Genomic DNA, 26,475 nt, shown 5'->3' with positions numbered 1-26,475 from the left:
GGTCGGTCCGGCCCTGAGCCCCCAGCCCCCGCACAAGCGGCCTTTCCCCGGCTCAGGTTTTCCCACGCGCTGTCATGGCCCGCTGGATCAGGATGAACGCGCAGAGCAGTACGCCCGTCGCGATCTTCGTCCACCAGGAGCTGAGCGTCCCCTCGAACTGGATGATGCTCTTGATCAGGCCCAGGACCAGGACGCCGAAGAGGGTGCCCAGGACATAGCCCGAGCCGCCCGTCAGCAGTGTGCCGCCGATGACGACCGCGGCGATGGCGTCCAGCTCCATGCCCGTCGCGTGCAGCGGGTCGCCGGACTGGATGTAGAGGGTGAAGAGGAGGCCCGCCAGCGCCGAGCAGAAGCCGCTCACCGTGTAGACCGCGATCTTCGTGCCGCCCTGCGGGAGGCCCATCAGCATCGCCGACTGCTCGTTGCCGCCGATGGCGTACACGCGTCGGCCGAAGCGGGTGTAGTGGAGGATGTAGAAGGCTGCCGCCAGGACGACGAGGGCGACTATCGCGCCTATCGACAGGAATCCCACGCCCAGTTGGGCCTGCGCCTGCGCCATGCTGCTCACCGCGGAGTCGTCGATGGCGATCGACTCCTTGCTGATGACCAGGCAGAGGCCCCGGAAGAGGAAGAGTCCGGCGAGGGTCACGATGAAGGGCTGGATCTCGAAGTTGTGGATCACATAGCCCATCAGGAAGCCGCCGAAGGCTCCTACGCCCAGTGCGATGGGGATGACGACGAGGATCGGCAGGCCCTGCTTCTCCACCAGCCACGCCGTCAGCATGGTCGTGAAGCCGATCACCGAGCCGACCGAGAGGTCGATGCCGCCGGAGAGGATCACGAAGGTCGCGCCTACCGCGGCCACCAGCAAGTAACCGTTGTCGATGAACAGGTTGAGGAATACCTGCGGCTCGCCGAAGCCGTAGTTCTGGTAGCGGCTCAGGCCCACGATGTACATGACCAGGAAGAGCGTCGCGGTCACGACGACGGGCAGGCGACGGTCGCCGAGCAGGCGCGCCGCCCTGGACGTCGTGGACGTTCCCGGGCGACCGTTCGTCGTCTTGGGGGTCTGGGTGGTCGTGCTCATCACGACACCTCCATCTTGGGGGCTGCCGTGGTCGTCGTCGGGGCCGCGTCCGCCGGGGCGGCTGTCGAGGTGCCGCTGCCGCCCTTCGCGCCCTTCCCCGGGCCGAACCTGTTGCCGAAGACCTTCGCGCGGAACTTCGGGGACTGCAGCAGGCAGACGACGATGACGACGGCGGCCTTGAAGACCAGGTTGGTCTGGGTCGGTACGCCGATGGTGTAGATCGTGGTGGTCAGGGTCTGGATGACGAGGGCGCCCACCACCGTGCCGCCGATCGAGAACCGGCCGCCCAGGAGTGACGTCCCGCCGATGACGACCGCCAGGATCGCGTCCAGCTCGATCCACAGTCCGGCGTTGTTGCCGTCCGCCGCCGAGGTGTTGGAGCTGATCATCAGGCCCGCGATGCCGGCGCACAGCGCGCAGAACACGTAGCACATGATCTTGATGCGGCGGGACCTGATGCCGACCAGGCGGCTGGCCTCGGCGTTTCCGCCGACCGACTCGACGAGGAGGCCGAGGGCGGTCTTGCGGGTCAGGGCCACCGTCACCGCCACCACCGCCGCCACCACGAAGATGGAGAAGGGCAGGGTCAGCCAGTAGCCGCCGCCGATCAGCTTGTACGGCTCGCTGTTGATCGTGATGATCTGGCCGTCGGTGATCAGCTGGGCCACGCCTCGGCCCGCGACCATGATGATGAGGGTCGCGATGATCGGCTGGATGCCCATCCTGGCCACCAGGAAGCCGTTCCAGAGGCCGCAGACCACCGCCGCCACCAGGCCTGTGCCCATCGCCAGGAAGACTCCGGCGAGAGCGCCCTGGTCGGACTGGTCGCTGATGTACGAGCAGGTCAGGGCGCCGGTGATGGCGACGACCGCGCCGACGGAGAGGTCGATGCCGCCGGTCGCGATGACCAGGGTCATGCCGACGGCCACCAGGATGAGCGGCGAGCCGAACAGCACGATCGAGACGAGGCTGCCGTAGAGGTGGCCGTCCGTCATCTTGACCGAGAAGAAGTCGGGGGTGAAGGGAACGTTGATCAGCAGCAGGACGACCAGTACGGCCACCGGCCAGAACAGGTGATGCTGTGTCAGCGCCCGCCATCGGGGAGCGGGCGTAGGAGGAGTGGTGGTCACTGGTGCTCTCCGCTCGCGATGGTCTCCAGGATCCGGGAGGGGGTGATCTCGGGCCCGTTGGCGATCCGCGCCACCAGCTTGCGGTCGCGCAGCACGCCGATGGTGTGGCTGAGCCGGAGCACTTCCTCCAGTTCGGCCGCGATGTACAGCACGGACATGCCTTCCTCGGAGAGCGAGACCACGAGCTTCTGGATCTCCGCCTTCGCGCCGACGTCGATGCCTCGCGTCGGTTCGTCCAGGATCAGCAGCTTGGGCTGAGTGATCAACCAGCGTGCCAGGAGCACCTTTTGCTGGTTGCCGCCGCTCAACTGGCCTACCCGGGCCTCGGGGTTGGCGGGGCGGATGTCCAACGCCTTGATGTACTTGGCGACCAGTTCGTCGCGCTGGGCGACCGGGATGGGCCGGGTCCAGCCGCGCGCGGCCTGGAGGGCGAGGATGATGTTCTCCCGGACCGTCAGGTCGGGGACCAGTCCCTCTGTCTTGCGGTTCTCCGAGCAGAACGCGACGCCCGCGCCGATCGCGTCGTTCGGGGCGCTCATCGAGACCTGCTTGCCGTCGATGCTGACCTTGCCGCTGTCGGGCTGGTCGGCGCCGAAGAGCAGCCGGGCGAGTTCGGTGCGGCCGGAGCCGAGCAGGCCTGCCAGGCCCAGGACTTCGCCCTTCTTGATCTCCAGGTCGAAGGGGGCGATGCCGCCCGTCCGGCCGAGGCCGTCCGCTGCGAGCAGCAACTCGCCTACGTCGGCGTGCAGTTGGTGCTCGTGCAGCTCCTCCAGTTGGTCCATGGCCTTGCCGATCATGAGCTGGATCAGTCCGACCTGGTCCAGCTCGCTGACCATGTGCTCGCCGACGAGGGTGCCGTTGCGCAGGACGGTCATGCGGTCGCAGATCTCGTAGATCTGGTCGAGGAAGTGCGAGACGAACAGGATCGCCACGCCCTCGTCCCTCAACTGCCGCATCAGGCGGAACAGTTCGAGGACCTCGTCGCGGTCGAGGCTGGACGTCGGCTCGTCGAGGACCAGGACCTTGGTGCCGGCTCCGGCGCCGTCGCTGTCTCCGGTGCCCACCGACCGTACGATCGCGACCAGTTGCTGCACGGCCAGGGGGTACGCGGACAGGGGCGCGGTGACGTCGATGTCGAGGCCGAGCCGGTCGACCAGCTCCGCGGCCTCCTTGCGCATACGGCTCCACTGGATGCGGCCGTAGCGCGTGGGTTCACGTCCGATGAAGATGTTCTCCGCCACCGAGAGGTTGGGGCAGAGGTTCACCTCCTGGTAGACGGTGCTGATGCCGGCCTGCTGGGCCTGCCCCGGGCTGTCGATGCGGACGGTCTGCCCGTCGAGGGTGATCCTGCCGTCGTCCAGCGGGTAGACGCCGGTCAGCACCTTGATGAGGGTGGACTTGCCGGCTCCGTTCTCGCCCATCAGGGCGTGGATCTCGCCGGGGAAGAGCCGGAAGTCGACACCCGACAGAGCGCGTACCCCCGGAAACTCCTTGACTATGCCCGTCATCTCCAGGACGGGCCGCGGCTCTGCCATGGCAGCGCTCCTCTTGAATCTTGAATCGCGTACATCGTGAATCGCGTTGAGTCGTGAATCGCGTTCAGGCCCGCAGGGAGCCCCCTCGACCGTCCGGTCGGGCGGAGGCTCCCTGCCGATGGGTGCGGTCGGTCAGTACTTGCGGGTGGGGAGCGCGGCTGCCGCCTGGTCCTGCATGAAGTCGCCCTCCTTGGTCTTGATCCAGCGCTCGACCGTCTCGCCGTCCTTGACCTTCTGGACGACCTCCATCAGCTGGGGGCCGAGCAGCGGGTTGCACTCGACGATGGCGTTGATCTTGCCCTCGGACATCGCGATGAAGCCGTCCTTCACGCCGTCGACCGTGACGATCAGGATGTCCTTGCCGGGCTTCTTGCCGGCCGCCTCGATGGCCTGGATGGCGCCGATGCCCATGTCGTCGTTGTGCGCGAACAGCACGTCGATGTCCGGGTTGGACTGGAGGAAGGCGGCCATGACCTGCTTGCCGCCGGCCCGGGTGAAGTCGCCGGTCTGGCTGACGACGATCTTCCAGTCGTCGGCGTGGTCGGCGTCCATGACCTCCTTGAAGCCCTTGGCGCGCTCGATCGCGGGGGCGGCACCGGTGGTGCCCTCCAGCTGGGCGATCTTCACGGCACCCTTCTTGCCGGCCTTCTCCAGGACCTTCTCCAGGATCTTGGCGGCGCGGCGGCCCTCGTCCGTGAAGTCGGAGCCGACCAGGGTGACGTACAGGGACTCGTCGGAGGTCTCGACGGAGCGGTCGGTGAGGACCACCGGGATCTTCTTGGCCTTGGCCTCCTTCAGCACCGCGTCCCAGCCGGTGACGACCACCGGGGAGAAGGCGATGACGTCGACGCCCTGGGTGATGTAGCTGCGGATCGCGGAGATCTGGTTCTCCTGCTTCTGCTGCGCGTCGGAGAACTTGAGGGTGTAGCCCGCCGTCTTGGCCGCGTCCTTCACCGAGTCGGTGTTGGCGCTGCGCCAGCCGCTCTCCGAGCCGACCTGGGAGAAACCGAGGACGAGCGCCTTGCTGCCACCGGAGGTGGAGCCGGTGGAGCTGTCGTCCTCCTTGGCGCAGGCCGCCAGGCCCGTCGCCGCCGCCACGCCGACCGCCGCAGTGAGGAAGTTCCGTCTGTTGAGCATGTTCTTCTCCTTTGAAGAAACCGGATCGCAGTGCGTCCAGCCTGCCGATCACTGTTCGAGATTTCGACCGCATAGCGAGAGCAGGGGCGGCCGGGTTCGTGACTACGGTTGGTACGGGAACGTGCTTGCGCGGACGAGGAGTTGGGGTTCGATGGCGACCCGGGAGGAGGTCCCGGAGGGCGTCCGGCCCTCGATGAGGTCCAGCAGCAGGGCGATGGACCTCGTACCCACCGCCGAGAAGTCCTGCCGGACGGTGGTGAGCGGCGGGGCGAAGAACTCCGACTCCGGGATGTCGTCGAAGCCGACCACCGCGACGTCCTGGGGAGTGCGCACGCCCGCCTCCCGCAGGGCCCGCAGCACCCCCAGTGCCATCTGGTCGTTGGCCACGAACACGGCGGTCAGGCCACGGCCCACCCAGCCCGCCAGTTCCTGGCCGGCCCGGTAACCCGACAGCGGGCTCCAGTCCCCGCGCAGCGGCGACGGCGGTTCCACCCCCGCCGCTTCGAGGGTCGCCCGCCAGCCGTCGGCCCGGTCCGCCGCCTCCTGCCAGTCCTCGGGCCCGGCGAGATGCCAGACCGTGCGGTGGCCCATGGCGAGCAGATGGCCGGTGGCGAGCCGCGCGCCCAGTCGCTGGTCGACGTTGACGCTGGGGATCTCCACGCCGGACCCGGTTCCGACGGCCACCACCGGGAAGGGGTGGCGGAGTTCGGTGAGGGCCTCGACCGCCGAGCGCTGCGGGGCGAGGGCGATCACCCCTTCCACCCCGCCCTCACTGAGGCGGTCCAGGGCCTCGGACAGCGTCTCCACCGTCAGTTCGCGCAGACTGACCGTCGAGACGAGATACCCCTCGGCACGCGCCGCGTCCTCCAGCGCGAACAGCGTGCTGGCCGGTCCGTAGAGCGTGGTGTTGGAGGCGACGACACCCAGGGTCAGGGTGCGCCGGGTCGCCAGGGCCCGGGCGGAGGAGTTGCGGCGGTAGCCCATCTCCTCGATGGCGTGCAGCACCCTGGCCCGGGTCTCGATCCGTACGTTGGGGTGGTCCCCCAGGACGCGGGACACGGTCTGGTGGGACACGCCGGCCTGGCGTGCCACGTCGGCCATGGTGGGCGGCCGGAGCTGCGAGTTGCTCTGCGGGTTGCTCACGGCGGCACCTCCCTGGCGGTCGTCTGCGGACAAGTCCGGTAAGTCCTGTGCGGGTAAGTCCCGTGGTGCGGGCGGTCGTTTCCGTGCCGCCGGCTTCACGCCGGGGCTCGGGACTGCCCCAAGGCACCGGGCGGAAAGGCCAGTTGGGGCACTGCCGACATGACGCCGGTACCTCCTTGGATTGCGTTGGGTCACAACTGGTGAACGCGGAGGTCATTGTGAGCGCTAACAATTCATGGCGGTCAAGAGGGCTGCATCAGGAAGGCGTCACGGTTGCATAACGCGGCAAGCAGCGGGCGGGAGGGCTGCGGCGCGGCGATGTGGGCGCGGATGACGGCCGTCCACGACACGGCAAAGCGATGTGCGTTCGACCCATTGACACCCCGGCCGAAGCATCCTTACTGTCGCGACAGCATTTCGAACAAGTGACGATATCTCGAACAGGCCACAGGACTTAGGGAGTACCGTGCGCATCACGGGAATCAGCACGCACGTGGTCGGGACGCCGTGGCGGAACCTGACCTACGTCCAGGTGCACACCGACGAGGGACTCACCGGCGTCGGCGAGACCCGCATGCTGGGCCACACCGACGCGCTGCTCGGCTATCTGCGCGAGGCCGAGGCCAACCACATTCTCGGCTCCGACCCGTTCGCTGTCGAGGACCTGGTCCGCCGGATGAAGTACGGCGACTACGGGCGGGCCGGCGAGATCGTGATGTCCGGCATCGCCGTGATCGAGATGGCCTGCTGGGACATCAAGGGCAAGGCCCTGGGCATACCGGTGTGGCAGCTCCTCGGCGGCAAGGTCACCGACAAGGTCAAGGCGTACGCCAACGGCTGGTACACCACCGAGCGCACCCCGGAGGCGTACCACAAGGCGGCCCAGCAGGTCATGGAGCGCGGTTACAAGGCGCTCAAGATCGACCCCTTCGGGACCGGCCACTTCGAGCTGGACCACGAGCAGAGCCTGTACGCGGTCTCCCTGATCGAGGCCGTGCGCGACGCGATCGGGCCGGACTCCGAGCTGATGCTGGAGATGCACGGCCGCTTCTCCCCCGCCACCGCCATCCGGCTCGCCAAGGAGCTGGCGCCCTTCAAGCCCGCGTGGCTGGAGGAGCCGTGCCCGCCGGAGAACCTGAAGGCGCTGGAGAAGGTCGCCGCGAAGGTCGACATCCCGGTGGCCACGGGTGAGCGGATCCACGACCGGATCGAGTTCCGGGAACTGTTCGAGAGCCAGGCCGTGGACATCATCCAGCCGGACGTCGGTCACATCGGCGGCATCTGGGAGACCCGCAAGCTGGCCGCGACCGCCGAGGCGCACTACGTGCTGGTCGCGCCGCACAACGTGGGTGGGCCGGTCCTGACGGCCGCCTCGCTCCAGGTCGGGTTCACCTCCCCCAACTTCAAGATCCTCGAACACTTCAACGACTTCGCGGACGCGGAGATCAAGAAGGTCGTCTCGGGTGCCCCGGAGGTCGTGGACGGCTACTTCCACCTCTCCGACAAGCCCGGCCTCGGTGTCGAGCTGGACGTGGACGCGGCGGCGGAGTTCCCGCAGCAGCAGGCCCGCTTCGACCTGTGGGCCGAGGGCTGGGAGCAGCGCAAGCCCAAGGGGACCGAGTGAGCAGCGCGGTGGTGATCGAGGCTCCGGGCGAGCACCGGCTGGTGCCGCACGAGCCTCGGCAGCCGGAGGCCGGCGAGGCCCTCGTACGGGTGCACGCGGCCGGGATCTGCGGCAGCGACCGCGAGGTCTACCAGGGCAACAGGCCCGAGGGGTACGTCCGTTACCCGCTCACGCCGGGCCACGAGTGGTCCGGGACGGTGGCGGCGGTCGGGGCCGGGGTGCCGGCAACCCTCGTAGGGCGCAAGGTGGTTGGGGAGGGCTTCCGCAACTGCCAGGTGTGCGACCGCTGTCACGCGGGCGAGACAACGTTGTGCACGGCCGGGTACGAGGAGACCGGGTTCACCGAGCCCGGTGCGATGGCGACCACGCTGACGCTGCCCGCGCGGCTGCTGCACGTGCTGCCGGAGGACGCGGATCTGACGGCGGCTGCGCTCCTTGAGCCGGCCGCGTGCATCGCCGCCGCCGCGCTCAAGGCGAAGGCCGTGCCGGGTGAGCGGGTCGCCGTGGTGGGCACCGGGACGCTCGGGATGTTCGCCGTCCAGTTCCTGAAGGCGGGTTCGCCGTCCGAGCTGCTGGTCGTGGGGACGCGTCCGGACCGGGCCGAGCTGTCGAAGAAGTTCGGTGCCACGGAGTTCCGTACGAAGGACCAGGAACTCCCCGACGACTTCGACGTCGTCATCGAGACCGCCGGGTCCGCCGACGCGGCGCGTACCGCCGCCGCCCTGCTGCGGCGCGGTGGCCGGCTGGTGCTCACGGGCATTCCGGCGCCGGGCGCGGACGGGCTCGACCCGACGGATCTCGTCGTACGGCAGCTGGAGGTGCACACCGTGTTCGGTGCCGCGCCGGACGCGTGGGCGCACACGGTGCGGGTCTTCGGGGCCGGGCTCCTCGATCCGCTGCCGCTGGTCACGCACGAGCTGCCGTTGGAGGAGTTTCCGCAGGCCATCGAGTTGGTGGGGTCCGGCGACCCGAAGGTCGGAAAGGTCCTGCTGCGGCCATGACACACCCCTGAGCCGTACGCCGGTACGGGGTACCTGACGACCCCGTACCGGCGTACATCCAAAGCCTTGTGCACCCAGAGCCGCGAACCTCGTCCGAAATACCGAACCTGCCGAACCTGAAGGACAGATAGTGACCGACACCACCGCCTCCGCAGCCCGACGCCCCGGAGAGCAGGCGCTCGCCGCGCTCGGCCTGGACGTGCCCGCACTCGACCCCTCCGACGCCTCCCCGCACACCTTCGGCGGCGGCGGTCGCTGGCGTACCGAGGTGCCCTCCGTGGAGGGGCCCGAGGCGCTCGGCGTCGTCCTCAAGGAGGCCTCGCGGCTCGATGTGCCGATCCACCGGGTCAGCCAGGGCAGCGGTGTCTGGATGCTCACCGACGCCGAGATCACCGAGATGGTGGAGGCGACGGCCGAGCGCGACATCGAGCTGTGCCTGTTCACCGGTCCGCGCGGCACCTGGGACATCGGCGGCTCCACGCGCACCGACTCCAAGGGCGGCGGACTGCGCGCCCGGGGCCATGACGCGGTCGCCGGGTGCGTCGAAGACGCCGTCCGGGCAACGGAGTTGGGCGTCCAGTGCCTGCTCGTCGCCGACGAGGGCGTGCTGTGGACCCTGCACCGGGCGCGAGTTGCCGGCATCATCCCGGCCGACACGACGCTCAAGGTGTCGGCGCTGATCGGTCCCGTGAACCCGAGCGCGTACGCCGTGTACGAGAACCTCGGCGGCGACTCGATCAACGTACCGAGCGATCTGACGCTCGATCATCTCACCGAGATCCGGCGGGTGTCGGCCGCTCCGATGGACATGTACATCGAGGCGCCGGACGATCTCGGCGGCTATGTGCGGATGTACGAGGTCGCCGAGCTGATCCGGCGCGGCGCACCGCTCTACCTCAAGTTCGGGCTGTCGAAGGCGCCGGGGATCTACCCCTACGGGAACCACATGCGCGACCTGACGCTGTCCACGGCCAAGGAGCGGGTGCGGCGCGGCCGGCTCGCCCTGGACCTGCTCGCACGGCACGGGGCGGACGGCGACATGGCGCCGCTCGGCTCGCGTCTGCCGGGCCCTCTGAAGCGGTTCGAAACGCCTGCATAACGTTACGGACAACGCCCCTTCACAAAACACGACGCAGTCGAACAGACTCCGACACGACTGCTCTCGGTCTCTCCTCGCTCAGCCCACAGGGCGCCCGTACCGCCAGACCGCTCCGGTTCAGCCCCAGCTCCAGCTCCAGGCCTCACGACATCAAGGATGATGATCATGCGTACTCGCAGAGCCGCTCTCTCCGCCATAGCCTCCTCCGCCGCTCTCGCCCTCTCCCTCACCGCCTGCGGTCAGAGCAGTGAGGGTGGCAGCGAGGCGGGCTCGGACGACGCCAAGGACGCCACCATCGGCATCTCCATGCCGACCAAGTCCTCCGAGCGCTGGATCGCCGACGGCGCCAACGTGGTCAAGAACCTGGAGTCCAAGGGCTTCAAGACCAAGCTGGTCTTCGGCGAGGACGAGCCGGACCAGCAGGTCTCGCAGATCGAGAACATGATCACGCAGGGCGTGGACGCGCTGATCGTCGCCGCGATCGACAACAAGTCGCTGAACAACGTGCTGCAGCAGGCCGCGGACGCCAAGATCCCGGTGATCTCCTACGACCGCCTGATCCTCGGCACGAAGAACGTCGACTACTACGCGTCCTTCGACAACGAGAAGGTCGGCGAGCTCCAGGGCAACTACATCCTGGAGAAGCTCGGTCTGGCGGACGGCTCCAAGAAGGGCCCGTTCAACATCGAGCTGTTCGCGGGCTCCAACGACGACAACAACACGCGGTACTTCTTCGGCGGCGCGATGAAGGTCCTCCAGCCGTACATCGACAAGAAGCAGCTCGTCGTCAAGTCCGGCCAGACCGAGCTGACCCAGGTCACCACCCTGCGCTGGGACGGTGCCACCGCGCAGCGGCGCATGGACGACATCCTCACCGCCTCGTACAAGAGCGGCAAGGTCGACGCGGTGCTCTCGCCGTACGACGGTATCTCCATCGGCATCATCTCGGCGCTGAAGTCGGACGGCTACGGCAGCGCGAGCAAGCCGCTGCCGGTCGTCACCGGCCAGGACGCCGAGGTCGCCTCGGTGAAGTCGATCATCGCGGACGAACAGTCGATGACCGTCTACAAGGACACCCGTGAACTCGCCAAGGTGGCCGCGAACATGGTCGACGCGGCGCTCAACGGCAAGACGCCGGAGACCAACGACACCAAGACGTACGACAACGGCTCGAAGGTCGTGCCCGCGTACCTGCTGGTGCCGGTGAGCGTCGACAAGGCCAACTACCAGAAGGTCGTCGTCGACTCGGGCTACATCAAGGCGAGCGACCTCAAGTAACCGCCGCATCCTAGGGATTGGAAGGCACGACCATGGCGGGACCCGTCCTGGAAATGCGCTCGATCATCAAGACCTTTCCTGGCGTCAAGGCGCTGTCGGACGTCACGCTGACCGTCCGTCAGGGCGAGGTCCATGCCATCTGCGGGGAGAACGGCGCCGGCAAGTCGACCTTGATGAAGGTCCTCTCCGGCGTCCACCCGCACGGGAGTTACGAGGGGGACATCCTCTTCGAGGGAGAGATCTCCACCTTCAAGGACATCAGGGCCAGCGAGCAGCACGGCATCGTGATCATCCACCAGGAACTGGCCCTGGTGCCGTATCTCTCCATCGCGGAGAACATCTTCCTGGGCAACGAGCACGCCACGCGCGGTTTCATCAACTGGAACGAGACCCTGCGGCACGCGTCCCAGCTGCTGCGCCGGGTCGGCCTCGACGACCACCCGGAGACCCGCGTCACCGACATCGGCGTGGGCAAGCAGCAGCTCGTGGAGATCGCGAAGGCGCTGTCGAAGAAGGTGAAGCTGCTCATCCTCGACGAGCCGACCGCGGCGCTGAACGACGAGGACAGCGGTAAACTCCTCGATCTCATCCTGGAGTTGAAGAACCAGGGCATCACCTCGATCATCATCTCCCACAAGCTCAACGAGATCCGCAAGGTCGCCGACTCGGTGACGATCCTGCGCGACGGGCGGTCCATCGAGACCCTCGACGTGAAGGCGGCGGAGACCACCGAGGACCGGATCATCAGCGGAATGGTCGGCCGCGATCTCGACCACCGGTTCCCCGAGCGCACCCCGTACGAGGGAGAGGTGGGCGCGGCCCCGGCCCTGGAGGTCCGCAACTGGACCGTGCACCACCCGATCGACCAGCAGCGCAAGGTGGTCGACGATGTGTCGATCAACGTCAAGCGCGGCGAGATCGTCGGGATCGCGGGCCTGATGGGCGCCGGCCGCACCGAACTCGCGATGAGTGTCTTCGGGCGCACCTACGGCCGGTACACGAGCGGCACGGTCCTGAGGGACGGCAAGGAGATCCGTACGAAGAGCGTGCCCGAGGCGGTCGGGCACGGGATCGCGTACGTCACCGAGGACCGCAAGCACTACGGCCTCAACCTCATCGACACCATCAACCGCAACATCTCGCTCAGTGCCCTGGGCAAGGTCTCCAAGCGCGGTGTCGTCGACGAGCACGCGGAGCGGCAGGTCTCCGAGGGCTTCCGCAAGTCCATGAACATCAAGGCGCCGACCGTCTTCGAGCCGGTGGGCAAGCTGTCGGGCGGCAACCAGCAGAAGGTCGTCCTCAGCAAGTGGATCTTCGCGGGCCCGGAGGTCCTGATCCTGGACGAGCCGACCCGCGGGATCGACGTGGGCGCCAAGTTCGAGATCTACACGGTGATCGACAAGCTGGCCGCCGAGGGCAAGGCGGTCGTCTTCATCTCCTCCGAGCTGCCCGAACTGCTCGGTATGTGCGACCGCATCTACACCATGGCCGCCGGGCGGCTCACGGGCGAGTTCCCGCGGGCCGAGGCCACGCAGGAAGTGCTGATGCGCCAGATGACGAAGGACAAAGAGGTATCCCGATGAGCACGGATGTGACCGCCAAGACCCCGGCCCCCGCGCCGCCCGGGAAGTCCGGCGGCTCGGCCACCGGCGGCGGCCTGCTCCAGCTGGTGCTGGACGGCCTGCGCCGCAACATGCGCCAGTACGGCATGCTGATAGCCCTCGGCCTGATCGTCGCCCTCTTCGCGGTCTGGACCGACGGCGACCTGCTGCTGCCGCGCAACGTCTCCAACCTGGTCCTGCAGAACAGCTACATCCTGATCCTCGCGATCGGCATGATGCTGGTGATCATCGCGGGCCACATCGACCTCTCGGTCGGCTCGTTGACGGCGTTCGTGGGCGCGTTCGCGGCCGTGCTGACGGTGCGGCACGATGTGCCGTGGCCGGTCGCCATAGTGCTGTGCCTGCTGATGGGCGCGCTGGCGGGCGCGGTGCAGGGATTCTTCATCGCGTACGGCGGCATACCGTCGTTCATCGTCACCCTCGCCGGCATGCTGATCTTCCGCGGTCTGACGGAGATCCTGCTGGAGGGGCAGACCCTCGGCCCGTTCCCGGACGGGCTGCAGAAGATGGGCAACGGCTTCCTGCCGGCGGCCGGTCCGGACACCAACTACCACAACCTCACGCTGCTGCTGGGCCTCGCCCTGATCGTCTTCGCGGTTCTGCAGGAGGTCCGCGACCGCAAGCGCCAGCAGGAGTTCGCGCTGGAGGTGCTGCCCAGGAACATCTTCCTGCTCAAGCTCGTCGCCATCAGCGCGGCGATCCTCGTCGTCACGATGCTGCTCGCCAGCTACAAGGGCGCGCCGATCATCCTCCTGATCCTCGGTGTCCTGGTGGTCGGCTACGGCTACGTCATGCGCAACGCCGTCTTCGGCCGCCACATCTACGCGATCGGCGGCAACCTTCCGGCGGCGAAGCTGTCCGGCGTCAGGGACAAGAAGGTCACCTTCCTGGTCTTCCTGAACATGGGCGCGCTCGCGGCCCTGGCGGGTATGGCCATCGCCGCCCGCCTCAACGCGGCTTCGCCGAAGGCGGGCCTCAACTACGAACTCGAGGCGATCGCCTCGGCGTTCATCGGTGGCGCGTCCATGAGCGGCGGGGTCGGCACCATCCTCGGCGCGATCATCGGCGGTCTCGTCCTCGGCGTGCTGAACAACGGCATGAACCTCCTGAGTGTCGGCTCCGACTGGCAGCAGGTCATCAAGGGCCTGGCCCTGCTGGCGGCGGTCGGCTTCGACGTCTGGAACAAGCGCAAGGTCGGTTCGTAGGCAGGTAGTTCGCCGGCAGGTCGTGTCGTGGGTCCCGTGGGCGGCTGTCCGCGGGACCCTTCGGCTTTTGTACATCGTTATTTGTACGTCGTTATGGGAGGCAGAACCCCGTGAAGGAACTCTTCGGCAAGCTCGCCGACGGGACGGAGATCCACCGCTGGTCGCTGGAGAACGGCGGCACCCGGCTGAAGGTCCTGTCGTACGGCGGGATCGTGCAGTCCCTGGAGATCCCGGACCGCGAGGGCCGGTACGCCAATGTCTCCCTGGGCTTCGACAGCATCGAGGAGTACGTCGCCTCCAGCCCGTACTTCGGCGCGCTGATCGGCCGGTACGGCAACCGGATCGGCGCGGGCCGGTTCACGCTGGACGGCACCTCGTACCAACTGTCCGTCAACGACGGCGAGAACAGCCTGCACGGCGGGGCCGAGGGCTTCGACAAGCGGGTGTGGGACATCGAGCCCTTCGAGCAGGGCACGGACGTCGGCCTGCGTCTCCGACTCACCAGTGCCGACGGCGAGATGGGCTTCCCCGGCGCCCTCTCGACGAAGGTCACCTACACCCTCACCGAGGACGGCGACTGGCGGATCGACTACGAGGCGACCACCGACAAGGCCACCGTCGTCAACCTCACCAGCCACGTCTACTGGAACCTCGCCGGCGAGAGCGGCGGCTCGGTCCTCGGTCACGAGCTGGAGATCGCCGCCGCCCGCTACACCCCCGTCGACGCCGGCCTGATCCCCGCCGGTGAGCCGGCCGAGGTCGTGGGCACCCCCTTCGACTTCCGCGCGCCCAAGACGGTCGGCGCGGATCTGCGCGCCGCCCACCAACAGCTGCTGTATGCCAAGGGCTTCGACCACAACTGGGTGCTCGACAAGGGCGTGACGGCGGAGCCGCAGCAGGTGGCCACCCTCAAGGACCCGGCGTCCGGGCGCACGCTGAGCATCGCGACCACCGAGCCGGGCCTCCAGTTCTACTCGGGGAACTTCCTCGACGGCACCCTCGTCGGCACCGGCGGCAGCATCTACCGGCAGGGCGACGCCCTGTGCCTGGAGACCCAGCACCACCCGGACTCGCCGAACCGGCCGGACTTCCCGTCCACGGTGCTGCGCCCCGGCGAGACCTACCGGACGACGACAATCCACTCGTTCGACGCGTGACTGCGGTGATCGGCTTCACAGGAGTTTCACAATTTCCCATCGAAACCACAGCCGTTGAACAGCGCCCCACAGGCATCCGTATCTAGAGGCGGCCCGCGCTCCCCCGCGCGGGCCACCCAAGAGTCGGAGGGCCCGTCCTCCCCAACGGGTTCGCCACATACGGAGGTTCCATGGCCGACAACGTCACCTCGCTCTTTCGCAGCACGGCGGCCCACAGCCCGTCCATGGCTGCGCTGGCGCGAGAGAGCGACGGGACCGGTCCGGTCGACTTCTGCATTCCCTGTAACCCGTACTTCCCCACCCCGGCCATGATGGACACCATGTCGGCGCGGCTGCGTGACATCATCACGTTCTACCCGAGCAGCGCCGACACGATCACCGCCGAGCTGTGCAATCTGCTCCAACTGCCGCCGCAGGCAGTGGCGATGGGCAACGGCTCGACCGAACTGATCACGTGGATCGACCACTTGCTGGTCCGCGAATCCCTCGCCGTCCCCGTCCCCACCTTCGGCCGCTGGACCGACCAGCCCATGGAGACCGGCAAGCGGGTCGACATGTTCCCGCTCCAGGAGTCCAGCGGCTTCAACCTCGACCTCGCCCAGTACGCCGAGTTCATCCGGGCGCGTGGCACCCGGGTCGCCGTCATCTGCAACCCGAACAACCCCGACGGCGGCTTCCTGCACAAGCACGCGCTCGTGCAGTTCATGGACGCGATGGCCGACCTCGACCTGATCATCATCGACGAGTCGTTCCTGGAGTTCGCCGACGCGGAGGCCGAACCGAGCGTCGTGCAGGAGGCGATGATCCGCCCCAACGTGATCGTCCTGCGCAGCCTCGGCAAGAACTTCGGTCTGCACGGCATCCGCTTCGGCTACATGGTCGCCAACCCGTCGCTCGCGGGCCGCGTCCGTTCGATGCTGCCGAAGTGGAACCTCAACGCCTTCGCCGAGTACGTGGTGTTCATGCTCAAGGAGCACGGCCAGGAGTACATGCAGAGCCTCCAGCAGGTCCGCCGTGACCGCCTCGACATGGCGAGCCAGCTCTCCTCCCTGCCCGGCCTGACGGTCTACCCGTCGCAGGGCAACTTCCTCTTCGTGCGCCTTCCCGTCGGCGCCGAGGGCACCGTGGTCCGGGACCGGATGCTCACCGAGCACCGCATCCTGATCCGCGAGTGCGGCAACAAGATCGGATCCTCCAGCCGCTTCGTGCGTCTCGTGGTGCGCCCCCAGGTGGATGTGCGTCGCCTGGTGTCCGGCCTGGAACAGGTGCTCTACGGGAGCCGGAGGGGAGCCGCCGTGCCCGAGCTGGGTACAGGGACCAACTACAGCTCGGGCACGGCGGCGGTGGACCGACTCGTCGGTGCCACCAACGGGGGCGGTATGCCCGGCCTTGCCGCTCAGGCCCTCGGTACCGGCATGCCGTCCCCCGCACCGGCCATGCCAATGCCCGCCGCCATGCAGCAGATGCCGGCCGCGATGGCCGCGCAGAGCTACGGCGGTGCGCAGAGCTACGGCGGCGCTGGCATGCAGATGCAGATGCCCATGCAGCAGCCGCAGCAGGTCCCCCAGCCGCAGATGATGCAGCAGCCCCAGATGCCGATGGGCCAGCAGCAGCCCACCCCGTCCGGCGTCCCGGCCCGCAACGGCCTCACCGCCGCCCAGGTCCGCGGCACCACCGGCCCGGGCCTGGCCCCGGCCCCGGCGACGGGCTGGCCCGCCGCCCAGAGCTGGCCGAACGCGGCGGGCATGGGCCAGGTGAGCTGACCCGGCCCGGTCGGTGTCCGTACGGATTCGCTGAAGGGCCGTCACCCATGCCCGGGTGACGGCCCTTCAGTTTCTGTACTGAAGCTTCTGTACTGACGACGCGTCAGTGGTCGTTCTCCAGATGGAGTTTGAGCAGATCGACGCCGTAGTCGCCGCCGTTCGGGGTCCGGATGATGGTGTGGATGTGCTGCTGGGTGGGCGTACCGCCGGGCCCGCCCGTGCCGCCGCCGGTGCCTCCGGTTGAGGACTTGTTGCCGTAGGCGAGGGGCGACTGGGCGTCGTACTCGATGAGTACGACGGGACTGTGCACGCGGTAGTAGAAGGCGGAGGAATCCTTGGTCTCGCCGATCCAGTAGAAGTACGTGTCGTCGAGATGGTCCTCCACCTCGGACATCCGTACCTCCGCGTGCGCGTCGGCCATGTTGCCGACGTACACCCGCACCAGGTCGAGCAGCTTGTCGCGCGCGGTGTCGCTGAACTGGGCGGCGGCCAGGCCCTGGTAGGCCAGCTTGAGGTTGTCCTGCCCGGCGCCGGCCTTCAGGTTGTCGCCGGCCTTGGTCTCCGAGGAGATCACCTTCTTGCGCTGGGCGTCGGTCAGCGCGCGCAGCACGGCAAGACCGGCGGCGGTCTCCTTCTTGAAGAGGGTGATCTTCTCGCCGTCGTAGGTGGCGGAGGTCGGTTCGGAGCCCATGAAGGTCGGGGTCATGACGACCTGGTCACCGAGGACGAAGTAGTTGATGGCGACGTGATGACCCTCGTACTGGAACCCCCAGGGCTTGGTGGTGGAAGGGGTCCCCATGAAGGTGAAGAAGTAGGCACCTTCGGTGAGAGTGTCTCTCCCACCGCCGCTGTAGTCGCCGAGGAACGCGTTGAGCTTCATGATGTTGCGGGTCTGGGTGAGCCCGTCGGCGGACAGCGCGGTACCGAGCAGCGCGTATCCGAGGTCGCGCTGCTTGTCGGTGATGTCGCCCATCCGGACGCCCTGCCGTTCGTACCCGTCGACGTTGCTCCACTTCAGCCACTCGTCGTCGTCCACGTCGAAGACGCAGGACTTCCGCTGGGCGCTGGAGAGCCCGTCGAGGAAGGCCTGCGCGGCCTTGACGACGGAGTCGGTCGACACGTCGGTGGCGTGGATGGAGTAGAGGTCGTCGACGATCTTCCCGTCGGTCGTGACACCGGTGAAGTCGGCGTACTTGACCTCACTGGCCCCGGGTCCCATCCCTCCGCCACCGGGGGCACCTCCACCACCGGGCCCGCCGGAGGGCATGCCGTTCGGGGGGCCGCCGTACGAGGAGGAGGCCGAGGCACTCGTACTCGCCGAGTCGGAGGATCCAGAGGAGCAGCCGGTCATGGTCGCCAGGGCGGCGACCCCACCGGTGAGCAGCGCCTTGTTCATGAACCAGCGGCGGCTGCGCTCGGTTTCGGGGGTACGGGGGCGGTGTGCTGACATGGGGCCACGGTGGGGTCCGAAGCTGAGGGAAAACTGAAGGCGACCCGCCCCGCCTCCTGTTCTCCTCGTGGCATCTCCTTGTGGCATCGGGTGAAAGCGCGGCGTCGGCGGTGGGTCGTTTCACCCGATGTCACGAAGACGCCCCTCCCCGGTCGCTGGAAGAGTCGTCCTCGCGACGGGCGGAATCCGCGATCTTTCATGAGGGGAGCACGATGAGAGCGTTATGGGCGACCAGAGCGGCGGGCGTGGTACTCGCCGCCACGGCCATGATTCCCTTGGGCACACAGGCAGTTCAGGCCGCGCCGGCAACACCGGTCACAGCGACCGGCGCGGCACACGCGCAGCCATCCGTACTGGCCATCGACTACGTCGCGGTGGTGAAGGCGGCGTACGCGGCCTACCAGGCGTACGCCGCGAGCCAGGCTCTGACGTTGGAGGAGGCGACACAGCAGATCCTGAGCGCGATCGACTCGGCGAAGTCGGAGATCCTCTCGCACATCGACCAGGTCGCCACGGCGGACGCACGGGCCTGTGCCCGGCAGGCCGTCATCGACTTCGCCGACATCACGCGCTTCACGACGGACACGCTTCAGGCGTTCGCCCGCGACACCACGGGCTGCGTGACCCGGATCGAGAGTCTCCTCAGCGCCGTCTCCGACAAGGCGGCGGCGGACCAACTCGGCTTCGCCGTCAACGCGGTGGGCCCGATCTCGCTGGTCGCCCGGGCGCGCGCCGGCTTCGACACCGCCGGGCTGAAGGGCACCCTGGTCAACACCCACAACACGATCGTGGCCAAGCTGGACCCGGTGTGTGTGACCGTGACGGTCAGGGAGCCGGGCCCGGTCCGTCCCATCGTCGAGGAACAGATCACCTGCACCGCGTACAACGGCAACTACGGCTGGGACGCCAGGATCGTCTCCCCGGGCCCGGCCGGCCCGCCCATCGACGTCAACGCCCTGAAGACCACGGCAGCGGCGGGTACGAGCTGGTTGGCGGCCAAGGCGGTCCTGCCCACGCTCCAGTCCTGACCTGCCCTGTGCGCCGACTCCCAGGCCGGACGGATCCTGAGCCTGGGCGTCGGCGCGTCCAGCGGTAGCGGTCCTGCGTCAGGTCGCCTGACCGCCGGTGCGCTTGAGGGAGCCGTCGGCGTCGCGCGGGCCGGTGGTCTCGATGATTTCGCTGAAGTCGAGTTCGCCGGAGTCCATGGCGTCGAAGAACTCCTGGCGCAGGTGGAGCTTGACTGCGTCCTCCATGGCCAGGCGTACGGCCTTCGCCTTACCGACTCTGGTCATCAGCGTCCGCCACGCAGGAGCCCCTCAAGGGTGTCGGCGTCCCGCTCGCTGAGCAGGAAGCGGACTTCGTCCTCACCCGGAGCGGTATAGCGCAGGTTCACCAGCCCCGGCCGCCAACTCGCCTCGCGGTGAACCGACTCGTCCCGGGGCAGCTTCACCGGGTTCCTCCACTGTCGGGAGAACGCCAACTCCCCATCTACGCCGACCACGATCTTGCCGTAAACGAACGTCTTTCTTCCGGTGCCTGCCTTCCAGGACACCCTGCACGGGAGCCTGGTCGAGCCGGATTCGGCCAGTTCGGCGCTGCGTCGAGCGGCGCGTTCGCGAGTCGTCGAGCGGATCAACGCCACCGTTCGGCGCGCGACAGTCCTGCCCAAGAGAATGTCGATCAGAGTCCCCACATCACACCAGCTCCCCGTCGTCAGTCATGGATCATCATCCTCCAGTCTCCGACGAGGATGATCCGCCCCTAAGCCCGTCGCACCAACGGCAGCCACCCCGGTACGTCCACCTCGGCCCGTACCGTCTTCCCCGGCGGCTCCCGGTCCAGCACCTCCCACCGGTCCGCCACCGCGTCGACGACGAGCAGTCCTCGCCCCGACTCCGCCAGCGGCGACGGAGCCTGTACGTTCTCCGGTCCCGGCGGACGCTCGCCGCTGTGGCTGTCGGTGACCTCGACGCGCACGCTGCCCGTGACGAGCGCGAGCCGCAGCTCGAAGTCCCGCCCGGGGACGCGTCCGTGGGTCACCGCGTTCGCGGCCAGCTCCCCGACGATCAGCCCGACGGCCTCGGAGACGTCCGAGCCGTACGGGATGTGCCAGGTGTTCAGCGTGCCCACGGCGAAGCGGCGGGCGAGGCGGGCGCCTCTCGGGGTGGCACTGAGTCGCTGCTTGAACATACGTACGGTAACCGGGTGTTGAGGGGCTGAAGGTGCGCTCATGAGCCCAATGTGCCGGGCGGGAGCAGCACTTCACCAGGTCGGAGCCGTGTACGCCGGGGCAGCGTACGTGGTTACGGGCTGGACAGTACTCATCACCAGGCGTGACCATGGACGGATCGGATGTGTGCAGCGGGGCGAGTGCGCGAGAGGTGGCCGACGATGGCTGAGGGCACGCAGGGGAAGACGGGCGGCGAGCCGGAGTACTCGGACAGCCTGCGGACGTTCGGGGCGGTGGTGCAGGCGCTGCGCGAACACATGGGGATGAGCAGGAAGGAGCTGGCGGACGCGGTGCAGTTCTCCGAACATACGGTGGCCTCCGTGGAGTTGGGGAGGCGCATGCCGGATCCGGTGTTCGTGGACCGGGCGGACGTGGCCCTGGGCAACACGGGGGCGCTGAGGAAGGCGGCGGAGCATCTGAACCGGCAGCCGGGGCTGGCTGCGTGGTTCCGGCGGTGGGCGCAGATGGAGGGGACGGCGGTCAGTCTGTGTACGTACGAATGCCGCCTGGTTCCGGGTCTGTTGCAGACGGAGGCATACGCGCGGGCCGTGACCACGAGTGTGCCGCCGCGCCCCGCCGAGGAGGAGTTGAACAGGCGGATCGAAGCCCGACAGGAACGGCAGAAGCTGCTCTCCGTGGAGCGGAATCCGCCGTGCTCGTTCAGCTTCATCGTCGAACAGGCGGTGCTGGAGCGGCACACGGGCGGCGAGGAGGTCACGCGGGAACTGCTCGACCACCTGCTGGGCGTGATCGACCAGCACTGGAACGTGGAGATCCAGATCATGCCGCTGCGGCAGCCCGTACACGCGGGGCTGGACGGGCCGTTGCGACTGCTGGAGACGCCGCAGAACAAGTGGTTCGGCTACTCCGAGGGGCAGAAGAACGGCCGCCTCATCTCTGACCCGAAAGAGATCAGCATCCTCCAGCAGCGGTATGCGAAACTGCGCTCGCAGGCTCTGACACCAGAAGACTCCCGGAGCCTGCTGGAGCGGATGCGAGGAGCACTATGAGGACGACGGCCAACCTGCCCTGGTTCAAGAGCAGTTACAGCGGCTCCCAAGGCGATGACTGCGTCGAAGTCGCCCTCACCTGGCGCAAGTCCACGTACAGCGGCTCCGAAGGCGACGACTGCGTCGAGGTAGCCACCTCCCCCACCACCATCCACATCCGCGACTCCAAGGACAAGGCCGGTCCCCAACTCACCCTCTCCCCCACCACCTGGGCCGGATTCATCACGCACACCGGCAGGTGAGGGACCCCTACTGGCAGTCCTACTGGTATCGCGTGCGCATTCGTACCGACGACGAGCCGTGGGCCGGCTGGCACGGGCTGGGCGGGCCGGAGTTCGCCCGGGTCCCGAACACGGCGTTGCGGGACTCGTCCCTGGAGGCGTGGGCCGCCGCCTTCCTGGCGGAGGCCCAGAGCGAACTCGACGATCTGCGCGGCGACTTGCTCGTCGAGTGCTTCGACGAGCCGGCCCCGAGCGCGGACACCGAGCCCGTGCACTCCGCCCAAGTGCCCCTCAGGAGACCGTAGAAGCGAACGCTAACCGGGTCCGACGCGTCACAGTCACGACAGTGTCAGCGTCGGACCCGGGGGAACACATGCGTACGCACATCACTCGCGCCACCGCCCAACTCCTGCTCGCCCTCACCCTCACCCTGCCCCTGGCCGCCTGTGGCAGCGACGAGGCGGAGAACGGCAACGCCTCGAAGCCCTCCGCCACCAAGAGCGGCCCCGCCTCCTTCGGCGGGCGCCCCCAGCAGGTCGCCGACGCCTGGGACGGTTCCGAGGCGGCCAAGGCGTGGCGCGAGGGCTTCTACCCCATGGGCGACACGGCCCCGCAGCCGCCCGACGACGGCTTCCACAGCGAGGACGACAGGATCGCCCACCTGCTGGAGAACTACCTGCTGCGCGGCGAACTCCCCACCACCGCGCCCGAGCAGGGGCAGGTGAAGTGGGCGGACGGAGAATCGCTCACCCTGCCCCTGCTGAACGCGCGGGAGACGTACACCGCCCTGGACCGCGTCGACAGCTCTACGGACCCTCAACTCACCGTCACCGGCGCAAAGTTGAGTGAGATGACGATGGTGACGAGCCGTGGCCCGGCGACCGTGCCGGCCTGGTTCTTCACGCTGAAGGGGTACGACGAGCCGCTCAAGCGGGTCGCCTTCAAACCGTCGAAGCTGCCGAAGCCCCCGATCGGGAAGGCCGCGGGCGGCCGGTCGACGCGTGACGGACTCCAGGAGCTGGGCCGGCTGATCGAGGTGTCCGAGGACGGCCGTTCCGTCACCGTCGTGGCGTACCACGGGTCCTGCGACGACGGCCCCGCCGTGGACGTCCTGGAGACGGACGGCAGCGTGGTGCTGTCGGCGACGGTCCTCGGGGGCAACACAACGGGCGAGATCTGCGACGCGGACCTGCGCGGCGAGAAGGTGACCGTGAAGCTCGACCGGCCGATGGGAGGCCGGGTCCTCCTGGACGCGTTCATGGGCCGACCGCTGCCGACCCAGTGGTAAGGGCGACAAACCCCCTGTCTCACAAGTGACTTGACGTACTGTCACTTTGCCAAACTCCCAGCCCTTCGACAGCTAATCGACAGCAACCCCCTTTAGGTTGCCGTGTTCATGACAGAGATTTCGGAAACGCCCCCCACTGTGATCAGGCGCCGTACCGTGCTGATCGCGACCGGTGCCACCGCCGCCACCCTGGCCGTGGCCGCCGCCGTGCCCGAAACGTCCACCCCCACCGCGGACACCACCGTTCCGGTCGCCGCCGCGGCCGTCTGCACCCTCACGAAGGAGATGACCGAAGGCCCCTACTACCTCGACGGCCAGTACGTCCGCGCCGACATCAGCGAGGACAAGACCGGCATCCCGCTCCAGCTCACCCTCACCGTCGTCGACGACGACACCTGCGCGCCCCTGAGCAACGCGCTCGTGGAGATCTGGCACTGCGACGCCCTCGGTGAGTATTCCGGCTTCGTCGGCAACAACGGCCACTCCGAACCGGACAACGGCACCTTCCTGCGCGGCGGTGTGCTGACGAACTCCAGCGGCGTCGCCAACATCACCAGCGTCTACCCGGGTTGGTACCGGGGCCGCTGCGTCCACATCCACCTCAAGGTGCACACGAACGTCACGCTCACGTCCGACGGCTCGTTCACGGGCGGCCAGGAACTCCACACCGGCCAGCTCTTCTTCGACGAGACGATCACCACCAGGGTCGCCGCACTCGCGACCTACGCGGCCAACACCGTCACCCGCACCACCCTCGCCCAGGACTCGATCTACGACGAGGGAGGCGCCGCCTCCGGCCTCCTCACCCTTACCGCGCTGGGGAGTTCGACCTCGGCGGGGTACGCGGGAACGCTGACCGTGGGCGTGGAAAGCAGCTGACGCCGGCAGTACCGGCGCAAGTCACCGCAGCGGGGTGTGGACACGACCGTGATGTCCACACCCCGTCACCGCACGTCGTCCTCCGCCGGAGGCGCCTGTTGGTATATGTGCATGCTGCTGCCGGGCCCGGCGACCCCGTACGCGCGTCCGTTGCCGGAAGCCGTGATGTTCTGCCACACCGTGGCCGGGCCGCCGGGCCCTTCCGGCGTCGGCCGCGCCCGGGCCTCATCGACAAGGCCCCTCAACTCCGCTTGCGCCTGCGGCTCTTGACGCAGCACCGCGATCAGCCGCTGCCGCCAGACCTCCGTCTGCGCACCCCGCGCGCCCGACGATCCACCGGCGCCCCGCACTTGAGCGGCACTCTCGTCCAACTCGGCTGCCACGGCCTCGACATCGGGGCGTGTCCCGCCCTCGCCGACGGCCGCCCGGCGCCATCGGAACAGCGCGGCGGTCCTGTCGCGGGTCGCCTCCCAGGCCTCGGTGGCCATGGCGGCGACGACGGCGGTGGCCCCCGTCAGGGCGAGCGTCGACAACGGGTCCGGCACATCCGGCACATCCGGCACAGTGTTCTCCTCCCAGCCGGGCGGCCGGCCCACGGACCGACCGCCACAGCCAGGAGAACGTACCGCCGGGCGGGTCTACAACTCCCTTGCGGCTCTTACGTCCTTCACGTCCCTCACTTCGCCGGGCACTGCTGCCACGCCAGGTGGTAGATCGTGTCGATCTCGCCGTCCGTCGAGTCCATCGCCATGAAGCTGGTGCCCGTGGACGTGCCCGCGTTCACCCGAAGCTCCGTGTTGATGTTGAAGTTGCGCTGAACTCCACAGGGCGCCCAGACCAGTTGGGCCCACTCGGTGGTGTCGGTGGCCTGCCAGTTGTCGTTGTACGGGCCGTTGTACGTGTGGTTGCGGAACGCCGTGCTCGGCGAGCCCTGGAAGTAGTACGAGGCCCGCTGGATGGCGCTCGCGCCCCCTTGAAGGGATGCGAAGCCCCGGTAGTCGGCGCTGGCGATGGCGTACGTGAAGCCCGCCGGGACGTGCACCAGCAGGCTGAGCTGGCAGTTCTTGCGGAACGCCGTCGGGTCGGAGTTGCCGCCGACCTGGGCGAGGTAGTCGCTGTAGGTGACGGTGAAGGCGGTGTTGTCGCCGGAGACGGCGACCGCGGCCGTACCGGCGGGGCAGCCGGAGCCGTTCACCGTGGCGACCTTGATGACGATCTTGTCCGGGGGCGGGTCCTCGAAGGACGACCCGGCACCCTGCGCGGGTACCGCAGCGGCGAGCAGAGCGGCTATCGCGCCGCCCACTAGCAGGCCAGCAGCCATGTTTCTCCCTTTCGTCGTGCTGTTGCGGTGGGGGGTGAGAATCACGCACTCAGCCATCACACGGACATCGTCACGCGGTCATGAGCATGCCAAATACAGCCACATGGCCACGCCCAACCTGTGGTTGAGCAGTGAAGAACCTGTGAAGGCGGGGCGGTCGCAGCATAGGTGTCACGGCGGACACCAGCCAGGTCGATCCCCGGCCAATCCCCCGTTCACACGCGGCCTGTTCCGTCCGTCGATGTAACCCGCAGCCATCGCCACGCCACGCGGAGTGTGCCCCAACTCTGCCCCAAACCAACGGAGTTGAGAGGTAGGTCCCCAGGGCATTCATAGCCGCGATTTAAGGTAATCCTCAGGTGCACGCCTAAGTTTCCGAAACATGACAGAGAACACGAACCCCCAGAACAACGCCCCCGAGGCTTCCTCCGACTCCACCGCTTCCGTGGGCAAGCACCGGCTCGACAAGACCCTCAAGCGGCGTCGCGTCCTGATCGGCGGCGGCACCGCCGCGGTCGTCGGCGGACTCGCGGTGGCCGGCTTCGCCTCCGCCAGCGAGACCAGCACGACCACGGAGTCCGAGTCCGCCACCACCACCGCCGAGGACAGCTCCTCGTCCACCACCAGCAGCGTCTGCGTCCTCAACGCCGAGGTCACCGAAGGCCCGTACTCCCTCGACGGCGCCCTCGTCCGCGAGGACATCCGCGAGGACAAGGAAGGCTTCGAGGTCCAGTACACCTTCACCGTCGTCGACGTCGCCAACGACTGCGCCCCGCTGGAGGGCGCCCTCGTCGAGATCTGGCACTGCGACCACCTCGGCGAGTACTCCGGCTTCGTCGGCGGCAACGGCCACACCTACGAGGACAACGGCACCTTCCTGCGCGGCGGTGTGCTCACGGACTCCAGCGGTGTCGCCAAGATGACCTCCATCTGGCCCGGCCACTACGTCTCCCGCTGCACCCACGTCCACATGCAGGTGCACACCGACGTCACGCTCACCGACACCTCGTACACCGGCGGCGAGGTCATCCACACCGGCCAGCTGTTCTTCGACGAGGACATCAACGAGGAGATCCAGGCGACCTCGCCGTACTCGGCGAACACCACCTCGGAGACCACCCTCTCCAACGACAGCATCTACGACGACGGTGGCGCCGCCTCCGGCCTGCTGACGCTCACCGCGCTCGGTTCCAGCGTCTCCGACGGCTACAAGGCCACCCTCACCGTGGGCGTCGACAGCGCCTGACCCGGCCGCCCGCCAGGAGGTCCGAGACCGTAACGGATCTCCTGGGCGC

General features: G+C 68.1%; 25 protein-coding genes and 1 pseudogene. 15 read left to right on the top strand and 11 right to left on the bottom strand.

Translation table 11 applies throughout. From position 1 onward, the window contains the following. Nucleotides 1-52: 52 nt before the first annotated feature. The 5 genes from yjfF to ACWDR4_RS32730 all read right to left on the bottom strand — a co-directional run bounded on the left by yjfF (nucleotide 53) and on the right by ACWDR4_RS32730 (nucleotide 5,990). Nucleotides 53-1,087: a galactofuranose ABC transporter, permease protein YjfF gene (yjfF, locus tag ACWDR4_RS32750; protein WP_450413741.1), complete on the bottom strand. Its 1,035-nt coding sequence runs from the start codon at nucleotides 1,085-1,087 to the stop codon at nucleotides 53-55. Then, on the bottom strand, nucleotides 1,087-2,217 hold the full coding sequence (locus ACWDR4_RS32745) for an ABC transporter permease (RefSeq protein ID WP_450413740.1): 1,131 nt from the start codon (nucleotides 2,215-2,217) through the stop codon (nucleotides 1,087-1,089). Before ACWDR4_RS32745 ends, yjfF begins: the two co-directional genes overlap by 1 nt. Continuing rightward, complete coding sequence (locus ACWDR4_RS32740) at nucleotides 2,214-3,752, bottom strand: sugar ABC transporter ATP-binding protein (protein WP_450413739.1); 1,539 nt, start codon at nucleotides 3,750-3,752, stop codon at nucleotides 2,214-2,216. The genes ACWDR4_RS32745 and ACWDR4_RS32740 overlap by 4 nt, the downstream gene beginning before the upstream one ends. A gap of 132 nt (nucleotides 3,753-3,884) precedes the next feature. After that, nucleotides 3,885-4,889 (bottom strand): ABC transporter substrate-binding protein, encoded by a 1,005-nt coding sequence (locus tag ACWDR4_RS32735; protein ID WP_450413738.1) that lies wholly within the window; start codon nucleotides 4,887-4,889, stop codon nucleotides 3,885-3,887. A 102-nt stretch (nucleotides 4,890-4,991) separates the two neighbouring features. After that, a complete protein-coding gene (locus tag ACWDR4_RS32730; protein WP_450413748.1) occupies nucleotides 4,992-5,990 on the bottom strand; it encodes a LacI family DNA-binding transcriptional regulator in 999 nt (332 codons plus the stop codon). 508 nt (nucleotides 5,991-6,498) lie between these two features. On the opposite strand from ACWDR4_RS32730, the gene ACWDR4_RS32725 reads away from it, so the two are divergent. The 8 genes and pseudogenes from ACWDR4_RS32725 (at nucleotide 6,499) to ACWDR4_RS32690 (ending at nucleotide 16,781) form a co-directional block, all read left to right on the top strand. Then, a complete protein-coding gene (locus tag ACWDR4_RS32725) occupies nucleotides 6,499-7,656 on the top strand; it encodes a mandelate racemase/muconate lactonizing enzyme family protein (protein ID WP_450413737.1) in 1,158 nt (385 codons plus the stop codon). Then, nucleotides 7,653-8,657, top strand: a complete 1,005-nt coding sequence (locus ACWDR4_RS32720; RefSeq protein WP_450413736.1) for a zinc-dependent alcohol dehydrogenase — start codon at nucleotides 7,653-7,655, stop codon at nucleotides 8,655-8,657. The genes ACWDR4_RS32725 and ACWDR4_RS32720 overlap by 4 nt, the downstream gene beginning before the upstream one ends. A 130-nt stretch (nucleotides 8,658-8,787) precedes the next feature. Beyond that, complete coding sequence (locus ACWDR4_RS32715) at nucleotides 8,788-9,756, top strand: hypothetical protein (protein ID WP_450413735.1); 969 nt, start codon at nucleotides 8,788-8,790, stop codon at nucleotides 9,754-9,756. A gap of 165 nt (nucleotides 9,757-9,921) precedes the next feature. Continuing rightward, nucleotides 9,922-11,034 carry a multiple monosaccharide ABC transporter substrate-binding protein gene (chvE, locus tag ACWDR4_RS32710; protein WP_450413734.1) on the top strand — a complete coding sequence of 371 codons (1,113 nt, stop codon included), beginning with the start codon at nucleotides 9,922-9,924 and terminating at the stop codon, nucleotides 11,032-11,034. Between the two features lie 32 nt (nucleotides 11,035-11,066). After that, complete coding sequence (gene mmsA / locus ACWDR4_RS32705) at nucleotides 11,067-12,617, top strand: multiple monosaccharide ABC transporter ATP-binding protein (protein ID WP_450413733.1); 1,551 nt, start codon at nucleotides 11,067-11,069, stop codon at nucleotides 12,615-12,617. After that, nucleotides 12,614-13,861, top strand: a complete 1,248-nt coding sequence (gene mmsB, locus ACWDR4_RS32700; protein WP_450413732.1) for a multiple monosaccharide ABC transporter permease — start codon at nucleotides 12,614-12,616, stop codon at nucleotides 13,859-13,861. Before mmsA ends, mmsB begins: the two co-directional genes overlap by 4 nt. Before the next feature lie 95 nt (nucleotides 13,862-13,956). Continuing rightward, nucleotides 13,957-15,018: pseudogene (locus ACWDR4_RS32695) on the top strand (aldose epimerase family protein); the annotation flags it as partial. 170 nt (nucleotides 15,019-15,188) lie between these two features. Next, the gene (locus tag ACWDR4_RS32690) at nucleotides 15,189-16,781 is read left to right on the top strand and encodes a pyridoxal phosphate-dependent aminotransferase (RefSeq protein ID WP_450413731.1); all 1,593 of its coding nucleotides are present in this window, start codon (nucleotides 15,189-15,191) and stop codon (nucleotides 16,779-16,781) included. Nucleotides 16,782-16,884: 103 nt separating this feature from the next. On the opposite strand, the gene ACWDR4_RS32685 is transcribed toward ACWDR4_RS32690, so the two are convergent. After that, a complete protein-coding gene (locus ACWDR4_RS32685; protein WP_450413730.1) occupies nucleotides 16,885-18,231 on the bottom strand; it encodes a DUF3500 domain-containing protein in 1,347 nt (448 codons plus the stop codon). A gap of 212 nt (nucleotides 18,232-18,443) precedes the next feature. Between ACWDR4_RS32685 and ACWDR4_RS32680 the strand changes: the two genes are divergently transcribed. Next, the gene (locus tag ACWDR4_RS32680; RefSeq protein ID WP_450413729.1) at nucleotides 18,444-19,259 is read left to right on the top strand and encodes a hypothetical protein; all 816 of its coding nucleotides are present in this window, start codon (nucleotides 18,444-18,446) and stop codon (nucleotides 19,257-19,259) included. 78 nt (nucleotides 19,260-19,337) lie between these two features. On the opposite strand, the gene ACWDR4_RS32675 is transcribed toward ACWDR4_RS32680, so the two are convergent. From ACWDR4_RS32675 to ACWDR4_RS32665, 3 genes are all read right to left on the bottom strand, one after another. Next, entirely contained in the window at nucleotides 19,338-19,523 is a 186-nt protein-coding gene (locus ACWDR4_RS32675) for a type II toxin-antitoxin system VapB family antitoxin (protein ID WP_450413728.1), read from the bottom strand. Next, nucleotides 19,523-19,924 (bottom strand): hypothetical protein, encoded by a 402-nt coding sequence (locus tag ACWDR4_RS32670; RefSeq protein WP_450413727.1) that lies wholly within the window; start codon nucleotides 19,922-19,924, stop codon nucleotides 19,523-19,525. Before ACWDR4_RS32670 ends, ACWDR4_RS32675 begins: the two co-directional genes overlap by 1 nt. A 68-nt stretch (nucleotides 19,925-19,992) precedes the next feature. After that, nucleotides 19,993-20,421: an ATP-binding protein gene (locus tag ACWDR4_RS32665; protein WP_450413726.1), complete on the bottom strand. Its 429-nt coding sequence runs from the start codon at nucleotides 20,419-20,421 to the stop codon at nucleotides 19,993-19,995. Between the two features lie 201 nt (nucleotides 20,422-20,622). Here ACWDR4_RS32665 and ACWDR4_RS32660 point away from each other — a divergent pair, with 201 nt between their 5' ends. The 5 genes from ACWDR4_RS32660 (at nucleotide 20,623) to ACWDR4_RS32640 (ending at nucleotide 23,859) form a co-directional block, all read left to right on the top strand. Further along, the gene (locus tag ACWDR4_RS32660; protein WP_450413725.1) at nucleotides 20,623-21,471 is read left to right on the top strand and encodes a helix-turn-helix domain-containing protein; all 849 of its coding nucleotides are present in this window, start codon (nucleotides 20,623-20,625) and stop codon (nucleotides 21,469-21,471) included. Continuing rightward, complete coding sequence (locus ACWDR4_RS32655) at nucleotides 21,468-21,713, top strand: DUF397 domain-containing protein (RefSeq protein WP_450413724.1); 246 nt, start codon at nucleotides 21,468-21,470, stop codon at nucleotides 21,711-21,713. The genes ACWDR4_RS32660 and ACWDR4_RS32655 overlap by 4 nt, the downstream gene beginning before the upstream one ends. 32 nt (nucleotides 21,714-21,745) lie before the next feature. Then, the gene (locus ACWDR4_RS32650) at nucleotides 21,746-21,997 is read left to right on the top strand and encodes a hypothetical protein (protein ID WP_450413723.1); all 252 of its coding nucleotides are present in this window, start codon (nucleotides 21,746-21,748) and stop codon (nucleotides 21,995-21,997) included. Between the two features lie 68 nt (nucleotides 21,998-22,065). Then, nucleotides 22,066-22,980, top strand: a complete 915-nt coding sequence (locus ACWDR4_RS32645; RefSeq protein WP_450413722.1) for a hypothetical protein — start codon at nucleotides 22,066-22,068, stop codon at nucleotides 22,978-22,980. Nucleotides 22,981-23,088: 108 nt separating this feature from the next. Further along, on the top strand, nucleotides 23,089-23,859 hold the full coding sequence (locus tag ACWDR4_RS32640; RefSeq protein WP_450413721.1) for an intradiol ring-cleavage dioxygenase: 771 nt from the start codon (nucleotides 23,089-23,091) through the stop codon (nucleotides 23,857-23,859). Nucleotides 23,860-23,924: 65 nt separating this feature from the next. Here the strand turns inward: ACWDR4_RS32640 and ACWDR4_RS32635 are convergent, their stop codons facing one another. Both ACWDR4_RS32635 and ACWDR4_RS32630 read right to left on the bottom strand, forming a co-directional pair. Then, complete coding sequence (locus ACWDR4_RS32635; protein ID WP_450413720.1) at nucleotides 23,925-24,422, bottom strand: hypothetical protein; 498 nt, start codon at nucleotides 24,420-24,422, stop codon at nucleotides 23,925-23,927. A gap of 113 nt (nucleotides 24,423-24,535) precedes the next feature. Further along, complete coding sequence (locus ACWDR4_RS32630) at nucleotides 24,536-25,180, bottom strand: DUF4360 domain-containing protein (RefSeq protein WP_450413719.1); 645 nt, start codon at nucleotides 25,178-25,180, stop codon at nucleotides 24,536-24,538. Between the two features lie 382 nt (nucleotides 25,181-25,562). Between ACWDR4_RS32630 and ACWDR4_RS32625 the strand changes: the two genes are divergently transcribed. Further along, the gene (locus tag ACWDR4_RS32625; RefSeq protein ID WP_450413718.1) at nucleotides 25,563-26,426 is read left to right on the top strand and encodes an intradiol ring-cleavage dioxygenase; all 864 of its coding nucleotides are present in this window, start codon (nucleotides 25,563-25,565) and stop codon (nucleotides 26,424-26,426) included. Nucleotides 26,427-26,475: the final 49 nt, after the last annotated feature.

The sequence above is a fragment of the Streptomyces sp. NPDC000878 genome (assembly GCF_053599695.1).
This window is presented reverse-complemented; position numbering and strand designations above follow the sequence as displayed.

Coding starts and splice junctions, on each gene's coding strand:
- yjfF (WP_450413741.1), bottom strand. CDS start 1,087: ATGAGCACGACCACCCAGACCCCCAAGACGACGAACGGTCGCCCGGGA.
- ACWDR4_RS32740 (WP_450413739.1), bottom strand. CDS start 3,752: ATGGCAGAGCCGCGGCCCGTCCTGGAGATGACGGGCATAGTCAAGGAG.
- ACWDR4_RS32735 (WP_450413738.1), bottom strand. CDS start 4,889: ATGCTCAACAGACGGAACTTCCTCACTGCGGCGGTCGGCGTGGCGGCG.
- ACWDR4_RS32730 (WP_450413748.1), bottom strand. CDS start 5,990: ATGGCCGACGTGGCACGCCAGGCCGGCGTGTCCCACCAGACCGTGTCC.
- chvE (WP_450413734.1), top strand. CDS start 9,922: ATGCGTACTCGCAGAGCCGCTCTCTCCGCCATAGCCTCCTCCGCCGCT.
- mmsA (WP_450413733.1), top strand. CDS start 11,067: ATGGCGGGACCCGTCCTGGAAATGCGCTCGATCATCAAGACCTTTCCT.
- mmsB (WP_450413732.1), top strand. CDS start 12,614: ATGAGCACGGATGTGACCGCCAAGACCCCGGCCCCCGCGCCGCCCGGG.
- ACWDR4_RS32690 (WP_450413731.1), top strand. CDS start 15,189: ATGGCCGACAACGTCACCTCGCTCTTTCGCAGCACGGCGGCCCACAGC.
- ACWDR4_RS32685 (WP_450413730.1), bottom strand. CDS start 18,231: ATGTCAGCACACCGCCCCCGTACCCCCGAAACCGAGCGCAGCCGCCGC.
- ACWDR4_RS32680 (WP_450413729.1), top strand. CDS start 18,444: ATGAGAGCGTTATGGGCGACCAGAGCGGCGGGCGTGGTACTCGCCGCC.
- ACWDR4_RS32675 (WP_450413728.1), bottom strand. CDS start 19,523: ATGACCAGAGTCGGTAAGGCGAAGGCCGTACGCCTGGCCATGGAGGAC.
- ACWDR4_RS32665 (WP_450413726.1), bottom strand. CDS start 20,421: ATGTTCAAGCAGCGACTCAGTGCCACCCCGAGAGGCGCCCGCCTCGCC.
- ACWDR4_RS32660 (WP_450413725.1), top strand. CDS start 20,623: ATGGCTGAGGGCACGCAGGGGAAGACGGGCGGCGAGCCGGAGTACTCG.
- ACWDR4_RS32655 (WP_450413724.1), top strand. CDS start 21,468: ATGAGGACGACGGCCAACCTGCCCTGGTTCAAGAGCAGTTACAGCGGC.
- ACWDR4_RS32645 (WP_450413722.1), top strand. CDS start 22,066: ATGCGTACGCACATCACTCGCGCCACCGCCCAACTCCTGCTCGCCCTC.
- ACWDR4_RS32640 (WP_450413721.1), top strand. CDS start 23,089: ATGACAGAGATTTCGGAAACGCCCCCCACTGTGATCAGGCGCCGTACC.
- ACWDR4_RS32630 (WP_450413719.1), bottom strand. CDS start 25,180: ATGGCTGCTGGCCTGCTAGTGGGCGGCGCGATAGCCGCTCTGCTCGCC.
- ACWDR4_RS32625 (WP_450413718.1), top strand. CDS start 25,563: ATGACAGAGAACACGAACCCCCAGAACAACGCCCCCGAGGCTTCCTCC.